Annotated in this window: 14 protein-coding genes; 5 read left to right on the top strand and 9 right to left on the bottom strand. The window is 53.3% G+C overall.

The features are described 5' to 3' along the window. Positions 1-103: 103 nt before the first annotated feature. Positions 104-823, bottom strand: coding sequence for a type 1 glutamine amidotransferase (locus ACH1XZ_RS02600; protein WP_395594221.1), 720 nt, complete (start codon positions 821-823; stop codon positions 104-106). A gap of 170 nt (positions 824-993) precedes the next feature. On the opposite strand from ACH1XZ_RS02600, the gene ACH1XZ_RS02605 reads away from it, so the two are divergent. After that, positions 994-1,767: an AraC family transcriptional regulator gene (locus ACH1XZ_RS02605; protein WP_395594222.1), complete on the top strand. Its 774-nt coding sequence runs from the start codon at positions 994-996 to the stop codon at positions 1,765-1,767. Between the two features lie 82 nt (positions 1,768-1,849). Here ACH1XZ_RS02605 and ACH1XZ_RS02610 read toward each other — a convergent pair whose 3' ends face one another. Further along, entirely contained in the window at positions 1,850-3,073 is a 1,224-nt protein-coding gene (locus ACH1XZ_RS02610; RefSeq protein WP_395594223.1) for an MFS transporter, read from the bottom strand. A 248-nt stretch (positions 3,074-3,321) separates the two neighbouring features. Between ACH1XZ_RS02610 and ACH1XZ_RS02615 the strand changes: the two genes are divergently transcribed. Further along, on the top strand, positions 3,322-4,242 hold the full coding sequence (locus ACH1XZ_RS02615) for a LysR family transcriptional regulator (RefSeq protein WP_395594224.1): 921 nt from the start codon (positions 3,322-3,324) through the stop codon (positions 4,240-4,242). Between the two features lie 104 nt (positions 4,243-4,346). On the opposite strand, the gene ACH1XZ_RS02620 is transcribed toward ACH1XZ_RS02615, so the two are convergent. Beyond that, the gene (locus tag ACH1XZ_RS02620; RefSeq protein ID WP_395594225.1) at positions 4,347-5,231 is read right to left on the bottom strand and encodes a LysR family transcriptional regulator; all 885 of its coding nucleotides are present in this window, start codon (positions 5,229-5,231) and stop codon (positions 4,347-4,349) included. A 264-nt stretch (positions 5,232-5,495) separates the two neighbouring features. On the opposite strand from ACH1XZ_RS02620, the gene ACH1XZ_RS02625 reads away from it, so the two are divergent. Next, entirely contained in the window at positions 5,496-6,554 is a 1,059-nt protein-coding gene (locus ACH1XZ_RS02625) for an alpha/beta hydrolase (RefSeq protein ID WP_395594226.1), read from the top strand. A 141-nt stretch (positions 6,555-6,695) separates the two neighbouring features. Further along, the gene (locus ACH1XZ_RS02630; RefSeq protein ID WP_395594684.1) at positions 6,696-7,823 is read left to right on the top strand and encodes an MFS transporter; all 1,128 of its coding nucleotides are present in this window, start codon (positions 6,696-6,698) and stop codon (positions 7,821-7,823) included. On the opposite strand, the gene ACH1XZ_RS02635 is transcribed toward ACH1XZ_RS02630, so the two are convergent. Continuing rightward, positions 7,820-8,320 carry an Lrp/AsnC family transcriptional regulator gene (locus ACH1XZ_RS02635; protein ID WP_087050470.1) on the bottom strand — a complete coding sequence of 167 codons (501 nt, stop codon included), beginning with the start codon at positions 8,318-8,320 and terminating at the stop codon, positions 7,820-7,822. The genes ACH1XZ_RS02630 and ACH1XZ_RS02635 overlap by 4 nt on opposite strands. Before the next feature lie 84 nt (positions 8,321-8,404). On the opposite strand from ACH1XZ_RS02635, the gene ACH1XZ_RS02640 reads away from it, so the two are divergent. Further along, positions 8,405-9,577, top strand: a complete 1,173-nt coding sequence (locus ACH1XZ_RS02640; protein WP_395594227.1) for an MFS transporter — start codon at positions 8,405-8,407, stop codon at positions 9,575-9,577. Between the two features lie 73 nt (positions 9,578-9,650). On the opposite strand, the gene ACH1XZ_RS02645 is transcribed toward ACH1XZ_RS02640, so the two are convergent. The 5 genes from ACH1XZ_RS02645 to ACH1XZ_RS02665 form a co-directional block, all read right to left on the bottom strand. Further along, positions 9,651-10,637, bottom strand: a complete 987-nt coding sequence (locus ACH1XZ_RS02645) for an alpha/beta hydrolase (RefSeq protein WP_395594685.1) — start codon at positions 10,635-10,637, stop codon at positions 9,651-9,653. A gap of 216 nt (positions 10,638-10,853) precedes the next feature. Then, positions 10,854-11,615: a carboxymuconolactone decarboxylase family protein gene (locus tag ACH1XZ_RS02650; RefSeq protein WP_395594228.1), complete on the bottom strand. Its 762-nt coding sequence runs from the start codon at positions 11,613-11,615 to the stop codon at positions 10,854-10,856. Next, positions 11,593-12,069, bottom strand: a complete 477-nt coding sequence (locus ACH1XZ_RS02655; RefSeq protein WP_395594229.1) for a (R)-mandelonitrile lyase — start codon at positions 12,067-12,069, stop codon at positions 11,593-11,595. The genes ACH1XZ_RS02650 and ACH1XZ_RS02655 overlap by 23 nt, the downstream gene beginning before the upstream one ends. A 64-nt stretch (positions 12,070-12,133) precedes the next feature. Next, positions 12,134-13,591: a heavy metal sensor histidine kinase gene (locus ACH1XZ_RS02660; RefSeq protein WP_395594230.1), complete on the bottom strand. Its 1,458-nt coding sequence runs from the start codon at positions 13,589-13,591 to the stop codon at positions 12,134-12,136. 14 nt (positions 13,592-13,605) lie between these two features. Further along, the gene (locus tag ACH1XZ_RS02665) at positions 13,606-14,286 is read right to left on the bottom strand and encodes a heavy metal response regulator transcription factor (RefSeq protein WP_012606387.1); all 681 of its coding nucleotides are present in this window, start codon (positions 14,284-14,286) and stop codon (positions 13,606-13,608) included. Between the last annotated feature and the right edge of the window lie 66 nt (positions 14,287-14,352).

The following is a 14,352-nucleotide window of genomic DNA, read 5'->3' on the forward strand; positions in this document are numbered from 1 at the left end:
CCCGCGTGCGGCACTGGCATAATTATGCAAATCCAGACCGCGCATTATGACCTTGTCACCTCATGGCTGGGGGGGCCGGTTACCCGCAGAAACCGTCCGAAATCTAAGCTGATTTATAACGTGCTTCTAGCTTATTAAGGAATTCAAACAGTACCTGATTCATTTCACTGTAATCATGCGCACGGAGTTCATCAGGGGTGTTAACGAAGCGGTATTCTGCTGCGCGGCTGAGGTCGTTGTCTGAATGGTCTATCAATAACTCAACCACTTCCGGCGTGAGTTCCATATGGCACTGGAAACCAAATACGCGATCTGAATAAGACACTATCTGCCGCGGGCAACCTTCGCTATAAGCAATAATTTTTGCATCCGGGGTCAGGCCCGGCATGTCATTGTGCCAGTGTCCCACTTCCAACGTCCTGGTAAAGTGAGAGAATAATTCATCCTTGCTGCCGTCTTCGGTCAGCGTAATCGGGAATTTGCCAATCTCTTTTTCAGGGCTGTGTGCGAACGGGGCCCCCAGCGATTCACCGATAAGCTGCGAACCGAGGCAAATCCCAATAACGACTTTCCCGGCGTTAACCGCAGAGGCAATCAGGTTCTGCTCACCTTTAGAATCGAAGTGTGGACACATTTCCACTGTTGTCGCTGGATCTTGCGGGCCGCCCATAACGATGAGGAAATCGATGTCTTCGGCGTCTACCGGTAACTTATCACCGAGATATACGCGTGAGTAAGTTACGTCATGACCGTGATGTCTGGCCCATGTTTCATAAGCGCCTGGTGCTTCAAAATATTCATGCACGATAAAGTGTACTCGCATTGGAATAGGTTCCTTTAATCTCTAAGTTGCTGCATTTTTGTATCATCTTTGCAGATGAAGCTAAGTCGGTTTATGCGGTAATTTTTTTGCTACAGTAACCCGAAAGCTGATATCCCTGTTCACCGGGCCCTGTCATCAGGGTAATCATAAACGCAGGACTTTAATCTTAAATGCCAAACAATATAGATAAAGCGCCAAGGCATGATGAAGCGATAGGGTGGTCAACGCTGGCAAAAACTTACAGACGAGGAGAGATTGATCCCCCACATTATCATGTCGAGGGGCAGCTTTTGTTTGCGACGCAAGGCGTTATGTTGGTTGAAACAGAAGAAAAACGCTGGGTCATTCCTCCGCAGCGTGCGCTCTGGCTTCCGCCGCTTCAAGAGCATAGCTACAGCCTACTTTCGCATACTGAACTTCGTACGGTTTATTTCAGCCGCAGTCTTATTAAGGCGTGCGGTCGTTTTTCCAAAAGTAATGATGTCCATGTCATCACAGCAACTGCGCTGGTAAAAGAGCTAATCGCTGGGTTATTCAGTGTGGAATATCAGGCCGCCAGCCAGCGGACGATGGCGTTGCTGTTAATGGAGATCCTCAGCGAAGCCGAGCAGCTGGCCTCCGATCTTCCGATGCCTCGCGACGAACGTTTGTCCCGTGCTGCCGCTGAGCTCGTGGTTAATCATCGTTGGGAAGCCTCAATGAGCGATCTCGCGGACATCGCGACCATGTCAGAGCGAACGTTTTCCCGATTGTTTATTCGGGATACCGGCTTCAGTTTCAGAAATTGGAAGCAAAGGGCCAGGATTTACGTATCGCTGGATCTTCTGTCCGCAGGCGTTTCTATCAAACAAGTCGCCTACCAACTCGGTTTTTCGTGTCCGGCTGCTTTTACTGCGACCTTTCGTTCTGTATTGGGCGCAACGCCGCGTGATTTTTTGACCTAGAATGTCCCGGCTTGCCATTGCTGCGCCGGGCCCATGAGTACCCCCGGTGATAACGGCGACGTTGTCGCGGACAATGATATTGTCAGGCATGATGGCTCCTTTTCGATGCGATTACGGATAACACCATGAAAACTACTCCGCCTGATGCCAGAGCCGCGCCAACCCAACCCGTGGCCGCCCAACCGGCTCCGCCAGCAATCGCCATGCCACCTAATGAAGCGCCAATGGCATTAGAGAGATTAAATGCGCTGTGATTAAGCGAAGCAGCCAGTGTTTGCGCATCGCTGGCGACGGTCATCAGACGACTCTGGAGAGCGGGAACCAGGGCAAAGCCGTTTCCCAACAGGAAGAGAGCAAGCAGGACGGCCCATTTCCACTGAGCGACCAGCGCAAATAGCCCCAGACAACCGATGTTCCAGAAAAGCATGACAAAGATAGCGGGGATAAGCGATTTATCGGCCATCCAGCCGCCAAGTATATTCCCACAGACCATGCCCATTCCCCACAACACCAGCACGGCCGGAACTTCTGCTAACGAAAAGTGAGAGACCTGCGTCAGAGTTGGCGTGATATAACTATAAACCGCAAACATTCCACCAAAACCGACGGTGGCTACGGCCAGCGTAAACCAGACCAGAGGCTTTGCCAGGGCACTCAATTCTCTCAAGGGGGAAGCATTATGGTCCGGCGCGGATGAGGGGATAAAGAAATAAAGCATACATGCGGTAATCGTGACGCCGGCTGCGACGAACGAGAACGCCACCCGCCAACCCAGCTGTTGTCCAAGCCATGTCATTGCAGGAACCCCGGCCACATTGGCAGCAGCAAGGCCCAGCATCACATATCCGATGTATTGCGTGCGTTGGGAGGCCGGTACCATCACAGAAGCGGCAAGCCCGGCAACGCCGTACCATGCGCCGTGGGGCAGGCCAGAAATGAAACGCGCGACCATCAGTGATGAGTAGTTCCACGCAAGGGCGCTAAAGATATATCCCAGCAGAGCGATAAAAAGCAGGCAATAAAGCAGCCATTTCCGTGGCCACCGTGCCCCAATAACCGCCATCAAGGGTGCCCCAATCACCACGCCAGCGGCATACGAACTGATATATTGTCCTGCGACGGGGATTGAAACCTGGGTCGCATTTGCCAGAGAGGGAAGCAAACTCATTGTGGCAAACTCACCGGTACCAATAAAAAGGCCGCCCAGCGCTAACGTCAGGATAGCCGCAAACACGCTTATCGGCGGCTTCACCAGATTATCTTTGTCGAAGATATCTTCATTATTCAGCGTTTCGGAATTATGCATAAATCAACCTGAAAGCACGGCGGCACGATGATGACCTGGGACCAGCAAAGGTCCAGGGTTCTGTAGGAAAAGATATTAATCGCAAATGCAGGTTTATCTGATGATTTAACCTGGATGGTTTGTTGAATTTTACTCAACGTTGGCAAGCGACCCACTAAATTGAATGCAATGAGGCCGGCTTCTATGGCACATTATTGAATGCAACGAGATGTATTCATGAGTCATGTTCAACAATTTGAGGTGTCACTATGCCTGTGCGACCGATAGCCCGTTTATCTCGTAGCGATCTTGCAGACCTTAATGCTTTCCGGGCGGTAGAGCGGTTGCGAAGCTTTACTCAGGCCGCTGTTGAATTAGGGATCACCACATCTGCCTTGAGTCATGCCGTCAGAAACCTTGAAGGCAGACTCGGCGTAAGGCTGCTTAACCGAACCAGTCGAACCGTTTCGCCGACAGAGGCTGGTGCGAAGCTGTCGGCCCGTCTGAACGTCGGCTTTGAAGAAATCATTGAAGCCTTAGACGAGATTAATGCATCCAGAGAAAAACCTGTCGGGCGCCTTCGACTCAATGTCCTCCGTGACGGTGCAAAACTGATTATTGGACCTCATCTTCCCGCATTTTTAAAACGTTACCCGGATATGCAGATTGATATCACTGTTGATGACCGCATGGTCGATATCATTTCAGAGGGCTTCGATGCGGGGATTCGCTATGGCGGAACCGTACCTGAAGATTTTATCGCGGTAAAATTAGGTCAGGAATTACGATGGGTTGCCGTGGCGTCACCACGGTATCTTTATCACCATCAGCCTCCATTTATGCCGGAAGACCTTATGGCGCACTCTTGTATTCAAATTCGTACGGGAGCAGGAACTATCTATAAATGGGAATTTAGAAAAGATAACGAATACCGTGAAATCGATGTTCCGGGACAGGTATGCGTTGGTGACACCATCACGGGCATCGACCTTGCTCTTGGCGATGTAGGGATCACCTACTGCCCGGAAAAAAGGGTTGAAAAGTATATTAAAAATGGTGAGTTAAGGGTTGTCTTACCTGACTGGTCGCCCGTAGAGCCTGCTATGTATCTTTATTATCCCCGTAACCGTCATCATTTACCGGGACTACACGAGCTTATCTCTGTGTTGCGAGAAAGAATGCCTGTCTAATTTCTCATACAGGACGGTGTCGCGTCTCTGCAAAACGAACCCTACATTTTTTGATTTATTGCGATATAGGATTCATGTACTCAAAAGTGAACTTCCGTTTTCGCTCAAATTTTCAATGTCTCAATGACCATCCGCAGGGCGGGGGAGACGTTGCGATGCGGATAATAGAGAAACAGCCCGTCCATTCGCAGGCTGTTACGCTGCAACACCCTGATAAGCTTACCGTGTTCTAAATCATCCGCGACCAGTTCAACAGGAACATAGGCTAACCCGAGGCCCAGCCGGGCGGCTTCTGCTTCCATGTAGCTGTCAGATAAGGCCCATTGTCCTTCAGGCCGATGGGTAATTTTTTTATCCTCCTGATTGAGTTCCCACTGGTATACGCTGCCGTCGGCAAACTGATAGGCGATACAGGGATGCGCCTTTAAATCTGCTGGGGTTCGCGGAAAACCGTAGCGACGAAAGTGTTCGGGAGTACCCACAATTGCCATCTCCATATCGGGTGTGATGCGCACTGCGACCATACCCTGGCCGACTTCAGGCCCCAGGCGGACGCCGGCATCGAATCGCTCTTCGATGATATCGACGAACCGGCTCTCATTCATCAGTTCAAGCCGGATATCAGGATAACGCTGTTTAAATACCGCCAGCTTTGGCAGCAGGCATTTATCAATCGCGTGCTGGCTGGCATTGATACGCACCGTGCCGGAGGGCGTCTCCCGATAATGCGCCAGAGTGGCAAGCCCACGATCTAACGTATCAAATCCCGATGCCGTCTTCTGGTAGAGCTGCTCGCCTGCCTGCGTCAGCGACAGTTTACGCGTGGTGCGCACCAGCAGCTGGACGCCCAGCCTTTCTTCAAGCTCGCGAACAGAACGGCTGACTCCTGACTGAGCAAGACCCAGCCGCTGAGCCGCTGCGGTAAAGCTGCCTTCTCGTACCACCTGCATAAACAGATACAGCTCGTTGTAGTTCTCCCTTTTCGCCATTGAAATATCCCCCCTTGATGCCAACAAATTCAGTGTTGATTTATAACAATATGGTATCAATCTTAGCAGCAATCGCCCCCTAATCAGCACTAATCATGCTCACTATAATGACCCCATCCAAGCAAAGCACCGCAGCGTTGTCCGTCGGAAACCTGTATCTCTCTGTTGTTTTTTATGGGGACTTTTATGAAAGCCTTCACCCGAACGCTAAAAACCGCGATGCCGGCCATGCTGTTATTCGCATCATTAAGTGGAGTCACGACAATGAGTTATGCTGATTCAACTCATCCGAATGCCCCTGTGTCCATGACAGATAAATGGGATAAAACGTTCGCTGAAAGTCAGAAAGTCGAACATCGTAAAGTCTCGTTCCCAAACCGCTATGGCATCACCTTAGTGGGCGATCTTTACCTGCCTAAAGACCGTGGCGATCGCAAGCTGGCGGCGATTGCGGTCAGTGGGCCTTTTGGCGCGGTGAAAGAGCAATCCAGCGGTCTGTATGCGCAGACACTGGCGGAACAAGGGTTTGTTACCCTGGCGTTCGATCCCTCTTACACGGGGGAAAGTGGCGGCTATCCGCGAAACGTCGCCTCACCGGATATCAACACGGAAGATTTCAGCGCGGCTGTGGATTTCTTAGGGCTGCAAAAAGAGGTGGATCGAAACCGTATCGGGCTGCTCGGTATTTGTGGCTGGGGCGGCATGGCGCTGAACGATGCCGCGATGGATACCCGCGTTAAAGCGGTGGCTACCAGCGTGATGTACGACATGAGCCGGGCGATGGGCCATGGTGTGGGGGATGGCAAAGACCGTTATTCCACCGCCGACCGTCGTGCTGTTCTGCAATATCTGAATGAACAGCGCTGGAAGGATGCGCAGAGCGGCACGTTCGCACACGGTGCTCATGATATTAACGTCGACAGCAACGGCAAGGTCAGCGCGGGCGAGCGCGTTCTGCCAGAAACGCTGCCGGCAAATCCGCATCCGGTACTGAAAGAGTTCTTTGACTACTACCGCATGCCGCGCGGCTTCCACGAACGTTCCGTTAACTCGACCGGGGCGTGGACGGCAACGATGCCGCTGTCATTTATGAATATGCCGCTGCTGAGCTACGCCAGTGAAATCACCATCCCGACGCTGATTGTGACCGGTGAGAAAGCGCATTCACGTTATTTTGCTGAAGATGCTTACAAGGCAGTCGGCAGTAAAGACAAAGAGCTGGTGGTGGTACCAGGGGCAAATCACGTGGACCTGTACGATAACGTGGCCGGAAAAATACCTTTCGCGAAATTCGAACAATTTTTCCAGACCAAACTGAAATAAACCCTCTCCTGAATTGATGCAAAGCCACCGGCCATAGGCCGGTGGCTTTTATCCTGATCTTCGTGAAATTTCACTATGTCGATGCTAAACCAAACACCATCATCTCATCATCAGCGCGCGTACTGGGGCGGCATTTTTGCCATGACCCTGTGCGTGTTTGTGCTGATTGCTTCTGAATTTATGCCCGTCAGCCTGCTCACACCGATTGCCCGTGACTTGGGCGTGACGGAGGGGCTGGCAGGGCAGGGGATTGCAATCTCCGGTGCGCTGGCGGTCCTGACCAGCCTGACGCTTTCAACGCTGGCCGGAAATGTGAATCGTAAGTTCCTGCTATTGGGAATGACGGTTCTGATGGCCGTATCGGGGCTTATTATTGCGCTGGCTTCCAGTTATCTGATGTATATGGTCGGTCGCGCGATGATCGGTATGGCGATCGGCGGATTCTGGTCGATGTCTGCGGCAACGGCAATTCGTCTGGTGCCACAGCATCAGGTCACACGTGCGCTGGCGATTTTCAACGCCGGTAATGCGTTGGCGACGGTCGTCGCCGCGCCGCTGGGAAGCTATCTGGGTGCCACGGTCGGATGGCGAGGCGCTTTCTTGTGCCTGGTGCCCATCGCGGTGGTCGCCTTTATCTGGCAGTGCATCAGCCTGCCCAGTATGGATGCGAATAAAAGCCACACGTCACCTGGCGATGTATTCCGCATACTTAGCCGCCGCGTGGTTGCGGTTGGCATGCTGGCCTGCGGCCTGTTTTTCATGGGCCAGTTTACGCTCTTTACCTATGTGCGCCCGTTCCTGGAGACCGTGACGCGGGTTGATTCCTCAGGTTTGTCGTTGATTTTGCTGATTATCGGCGTAGCCGGTGTTATAGGCACGCTGGTTGTTTCGACATTCCTCAACAGAAAATTCTACCCTACGCTCGTGGCCATACCCGGACTGATGGCCGTCATTGCCATCGGCTTGATGCTGACCGGGCATCAGGTCTGGACGGTTTCACTGTTGTTAGGGCTCTGGGGCATGCTGGCCACTGCCGCGCCAACCGGATGGTGGACATGGATTGCGCGTACGCTGCCCGACAACGCGGAAGCCGGAGGCGGGCTCATGGTCGCGGTGATTCAGTTCTCCATCGCCCTTGGATCAACGGCAGGAGGCATCGTGTTTGACCACCTCGGTTGGCAGAGCACGTTTGCTATGAGTAGCATGCTGCTCCTTTGCACGGGCGTACTGACCATTTTCACCGCCCGCCAGAAGGCCGGTGCGCGTTAATCTGGCGAAGGTCCGCGCTCCAGAAACGTGGACAGCGCAATATAGCTGCGGACGGAGCGTACGCCTTCAAGACTTTGAATTTCCATCAGGAAATTTTCCAGCGATTCGGTATCGGCGGCGCGGACTTTGATAAAGACGCAGCCGTCGCCAGCAACGGTATGTAATTCTTCCACTTCTTTGCGGCTGGTGAACTGCAAAAGGGCGCGCGTTGCCTGATAGCTACTGGTATCGATAACCAGAAACGTTAACAGCGTCCGTCCCAGCTTGCAGCCATCCAGGACTGCCACGGTACCCTTGATCACCCCATCGCGCTTCAGTCGTTTTACGCGATCGTGAACCGCCGGGGCCGATAAATTTACAATCTCACTCAATTCCGTGTAGCTGCGGCCTGCGTCCTCTGCCAGGGCACTTAATATTTTTCGGTCAATGGCATCCAGTTCCGCCGGTTTATGTCTTGTCTGCCGAATACCATCTTTTTCTTTATCAAATGCGCTCATAGGGCTTCTAAATCTGAATGAAAATATGAATATACTTAATTCTACCTAATATTATTAAGTCACAAAACGAATAATGGAGTTGCAATGCCTATCGCACTTTTCGCCCTCGCCGTGGGCGCTTTTGGTATCGGCCTGACGGAATTTGTCATCGCCGGGATCCTCCCACAAATCGCCGCAGAATTTAGCGTCAGTATCCCGAAGGCGGGAATGATGGCGACGTCATACGCGCTGGGCGTATTTATTGGTGCACCGCTGTTAACGATTCTTGGCGCGAGGATCCCCCGCAAGGCCATGCTGATTACGCTGGCGGGTATTTTTACGGTCGGTAATATCATTACGGCCATCGCGCCGACAATGGAGATAGCGATTGTCGGCCGTATTATCACCTCTTTTAATCACGGGGCCTTTTTTGGTATAGGCTCGATTATTGCCGCATCGCTGGTGGCGCCCGGACGCCAGGCAAGCGCCATTGCCTTTATGTTTTCGGGGCTGACGCTGGCTAATCTGCTTGGCGTTCCGGCGGGGACCTGGCTTGCGCAAACCTTTAGCTGGCGGCTGGTATTCTGGATCATTGCCGGTATCGGGGTGCTGACGATGGCAAGCGTAGCCGTGCTGGTTCCGCATATTGCGAAAGGCAAAGCGATTGCTTTACGTAACGAACTGAGAGCCTTTGTTGACCCGCAGGTGCTGCTGGTCATGGGGATCACGATTTTCGGCCCGGCTGCCTTTTTCACCTCGATTACCTACATTGCGCCAATGATGGTGCAGGAGGCCGGTTTCACCGCAGGCGGCGTGGCGGGATTAATGGTGCTGTTTGGTCTGGGGCTTGCCGTCGGCAACTGGATTGGTGGACGCTTCGCTGACCGTTCTCTGTTTGGCACACTGTTCGTTACCCTCGCGGCTCAGGGGGCGGTGCTGCTGGTCTTCTGGGCGGGTGTTGAAAGCCAGTGGGTTGCCAGCATCTCAGTCTTCCTGATGGCGGCCTTCGGCTTCGCGACGGTCTCACCGATTCAGAAACTGGTGATGGAGCGTGCCAGCCATGCGGGAGCCCCGACAATGGCGGCCTCGGTCAATATCGGCATGTTTAATCTTGGAAATGCGCTGGGGGCATGGGCCGGTGGGGTAACCATTGCTGCGGGGTTTGGGCTGGCTTCTCCGAACTGGGCGGGCGCGATTCTGTCCTTCATTGCGTTGGGCCTCGCGGTTCTTGCGTGGCAAAGTGCGCGTAAAGGTTATATTTTGCCGGTACTTGAATAAGTGGCATAAGGCGATGAGCGCCCATGATGGGTTGGGCGCTCTTTTAAACGATTTAGGTGATTTTCTAAAACGGCTACTGCAGATTTTTCTCTTTCAAAAACTGGCTCACCAAATCAGCAATCTGCACATTATTGAGATCAGAGAACGGGAAGTGGGTATTCCCTTTGATTCCCACTTCTGGCAGATGCGTCACCGTCACATCTCCGCCATGCTTGTTCACCACGTCACGCCATTCACGAGCCATCGCCAGACGTACGCGCCAGCTGTCCTGCGCGGGCATGGCGACAGGTTTATCCGGAATGTTATCGCCGTAAATAATCAGAATTGGGATTTTGGTTAGGGCCATAAACTGCGCCATTGGCACAGGTTCACCTTTCAGCGTGTCGAACGCGCTTGGCATCGGGGCAGGGAGTTCTTTTTCAGGGAAGACAAAGCTGCTGCCGGGCTCAAAGGCGACAATGGCTTTGACCTTGTCGTTTTTCATCGCCGTGTACCAGCCTGGTCCACCGCCCTGAGAGTGGGTGAAGAGGATTGCCGGGCCGGACTTATCCACGACGGCGGACATCGCATCAGAGATGACATTGATATCAAATGGCCCGGTATTCGGGGTCATCTGACGGAAATACTGATTCAGTGCTTCTTTGTCGTGAGAAAACTGAACGCCTTTAAAATACTCAGGCCACACGCCAACGCGAAACTGGTTGAACCACATCTGTTCATCCGGTTTAGGTGTAACCGTACCTTCTACCGTCGTGCGCCCGGCGCTGCCCCGGCGGGGTTGATCGACAAGATAGGTTGAGAATCCACGCCGCAGGAAGATGTTCTGGAACCCTTCGCGACCATCCGGCGTGCTTTCCCAGGTTCGAGAGAACTGACCCGCGCCGTGCAGCATGACAATAGGGTATTTATGCGGATTTTCCGGAATTTGGTAGAACACTGAGGCATGATCGCCATGGTAGGTTTGGCCAGCTGAATCCAGCGGCTTTTTCGCATTAAATGTTCCAGGCGCGGTGATGATAGTGCCACCAGCAGAAAAGCTTCCCTGTTCCTGAATGACCAGCGGCTCGGCGTATACAGACTAAGCCACCAGGCCACCCGCCATGACGCAGATGGCCAGCGTTTTTAAGATTGTCGTCAAGATTACATCCTCCGTTATGTTTGCCGTTCAATCATATCTGAGTTGTCAGCATTCATTATTTAGCACCCCTGATTGCCCTTATTTGGCAAACTCATGAATGCGGAGGATTAACTGCGTACCTCCTATCACCAACTGACCTTATTTGCTACTGAGCGCCTGCTGCAGCGCCTTTTCAGCTTGCGTTGCTGCATCACTTTCGCCATGTTCGCGCAGAACCTGTGCCAGCTGGCGTAGCTGCGACGCCGTCAGGCCGACCCGCATGCTTGCTCGCGTATGCGATAGAAGCTGTGATTCGACGCCCGGCGTGGCCGCTAATGCGCCAACCGTTGCCAGCTCGCGGCTTTGCCAGTCGAGGTTATCGCGGGCGAAAATGTCGCCGAAAAGATGCGTTTGCAGGAACTGGTTAATCACCGGGGCAAAATCAAACAGCGGGCCCTGGACGGGAGCGCCTGAGATTATTGTCTGGTTTGCGGTACCGACACGGCGAAGCTCATCCCCGACAGGGATAGGGGCAACCGGCTTTTTACCCTCAACGTCTTTGATACCGCGTTGTTGACGTGCTTCGACGACCTTCATCAGTTCGCTAAGCGCGTTCAGGCTACGGGGGAAGCCCGTGTAGGCATAGAGCTGGACGAGAATCTCTTTGGCTTCGTTTATCGTAAGTCCGGCGTCAAGACCCTGATTCAGGGCGGCATTCAGCTTATCCATCTGGCTGCTGGCCATTGTTGTGGCAATCAGCGGAATGGCCTGCTGGCGGGCTGACAGCGTATCTGAAACCGTGTGTTGGTGGTTCATTTCTGAGGCTCCTTGATTGACGGGCGCAGCATGTGCCGCGAGACCAAAACCAAAGGTCAGCAGTACCGCTGCCGCTAATGCCTTAATGGGCGTGGTATTGTTCATCTGTCACTAACTCCTTCCAGTTAACGCTTTTGCCATCCACAACCCCGGTTATCGCCAGATGCGTCATCGCGCTGCCGGGTGCCGCTCCGTGCCAGTGTTTGACCCCTGCCGGGCAAGAGACAACGTCACCCGCGCGGATGACCTGCACCGGCTGGCCTTCTTGTTGGGTGAGCCCAACGCCCGAAGTCACAATCAGCCGCTGACCTGCCGGATGCGTATGCCAGGCGGAACGGGCACCTGGCTCAAAGGTGACATAAGCCCCGGAAACACGGATGTCGTTATCCGGTTTGAAGAGAGGATCAACCCTGACGCGACCAGTAAAGTTCTCGGCTGGCCCGAACACCGCGTTCTGACTTCCCGCTTGGGCGATATGGACAGCGGAATTTTGCTCCGCTGCCCAGGATGAAAATGTAATAGGTAGTAACAGCCCGAGGTAACGTAAATGTCCGGTCATGCAAAGCGTCCTTATCAATGAAGAGGGGATTGCCTGCCATGATTTTATCGAGAGGGTGATGACGTCAGGCTGACGCCCCCCTGACAATTCTGTCAGCTAAGCCGAGTCCCGGCTCAGTGCCGGAGTGAGCATTGCCAGACGTTTTATCCGCTTGTATCGCAAAGGTGAGGCCAAAAGTATTGATGCCAGCATCACTACGGGCAAAGACATCTCCCCGGTGCATAATGGCGACGGCGCGGACGATCGACAGGCCCAGCCCATGGTGGGTATCACTCCTGGCCCGGGAGGTGTCAACGCGATAAAAACGCTCGAAAAGCCGGTGTAAGTGCTCTGGCGCTATCGGCTCGCCCGGATTTGACACTTCAACACAGGCTTGATGACCTTTTTCGCTTAAGCGCACCGTAACCGTGCTATTGGACGGTGAATGTCTTGCGCTGTTTTCCAGTAAATTAGCCAGGGAGCGGTGGAAAAGCCGCCGGTCGATATGTGCGGTGACGTTGCCCTCTATATCCAGAGAAAGCTGTTTTTCAGCAAAAGAAGGTTCAACGTACTCCGCTGTTTTCAGGGTTTCTTCCCGCAGAGACACCTGCGTAAGCTGGGAAGCATGCTCACCCGCGTGAGCATGGGACAGGAACAGCATGTCGTTTACTATCGAGGTCATGCGTTCAAGTTCTTCCAGGTTGGAGCCCAGTAACTCTTCCAGTTCATCCTGCGAGCGTCGGCGTGAGAGACCTAACTGCGTCTGGCCAATCAGGTTAGTTAGTGGGGTTCGAAGTTCATGCGCAACATCGGCATTAAAGCTTTCGAGTTGTCGCCAGGCGACCTCTTGCCGTTCCAGCACGCCATTAAAAGAGGATGCTAACTGCTGTAATTCGTCAGGTAATGCTTCGGTATTCAGGCGCTGACCATGGTCCCCGGGAGCGAGTTGCCGGGCCTGTTTACTGAGCGCCCCAACGGGACGAAGACCGATCCTTGAAACGGCGTATCCCAGTAAGGCGACAATCACGACGCCCAGTGCGGTAATGATCAGCAGCGTACGCGTGAAGGCATCGAGTGTGCCCATGTACGGCGTGGAGTCGATGGCAACCACATAGCGCAGCTCAGGCCTGTCACCGTTGGTGGGTATAGTTTTCACTAACAGGAACAGCGAGCATGCACCTTCTGATGCACCTGGCACTTTATTAAAGCCTTCCTGTAACGAAGACCACTGAACACCCACTGGTGGTGTTCCCCCCATGCTAAAGCGTGGGTTATCGCTCACTATCCAGTAGCGAACGCGTTCGCCTTCAGAATTGGTTAATACGGTGAATTTATTGGCCAATGTCGACCAGCCGTCAGCCGAGGTTCGTGCGGTGATCCACGGGCTCATTAATGATTCGCGGAACAACAATTCGTTGTGCATCTGCTTTTGCAAAGAGTCATGCAAGGAGCTTCTGAGCAGGATGCCGATAACGGACACAATCAGCAGCGCGGATAAGGCAAACATCAGCGCCAGGTGAACGGAGATGGAACGCTTAGGCATGCTTATCCCCTTTATTATTCTGACCGGACTTCGAGGACATACCCCATGCCTCGAACGGTATGCAGTAGTTTGATATCGAACGGCGCATCCACTTTGGCTCGAAGCCGTTTAATGGCCACTTCAACCACGTTGGCATCACTGTCGAAATTCATGTCCCATATCTGCTCAGCTATCATCATTTTTGACAGAATCTCTCCCTGATGCCGGGCCAAAAGGCTCAGCAGAGAAAACTCTTTCGCAGTCAGTTCCAGTCGCGTTCCGGCGCGAAATACGCGACGAGCCAGCAGGTCGAGATGCAGATCGTGAATTTGCAGCTGGGTGATGTCCGCGCCATCTGTAGCGCGGCGGCGCACCAGGGCCTGAATACGCGCCACCAGCTCAATCAGCGAAAAGGGCTTGGGGAGATAATCATCCGCGCCAAGACGCAGCCCTTTGACGCGTTCATCGACCGAGCCACGAGCCGAGAGCATCAGCACCGGCGTCTGTTTGGCTGCTCGCACCCCCTCAAGTACTCGGTAGCCATCCATCCCCGGCAACATCACATCCAGGATTATCGCGTCGTAGTCGAATTCCAGCGCGTAATGAAGACCTTCAGCACCGTCTGCAGAGACATCTACCGTAAATCCGGACTCACTCAACGCGCGGTTGAGATAGGTTGACGTTTTTTCTTCATCTTCAACTAACAACAGGCGCATGACGGGACTTCCTCTTAACTTTTCAACGGTGCATCAATACCTGAACAACCCTGTGACTGAGACTAT

It is taken from the genome of Kluyvera chengduensis (genome assembly GCF_044197065.1).
GTDB classification, from domain to species: Bacteria; Pseudomonadota; Gammaproteobacteria; order Enterobacterales; family Enterobacteriaceae; genus Kluyvera; species Kluyvera ascorbata_C.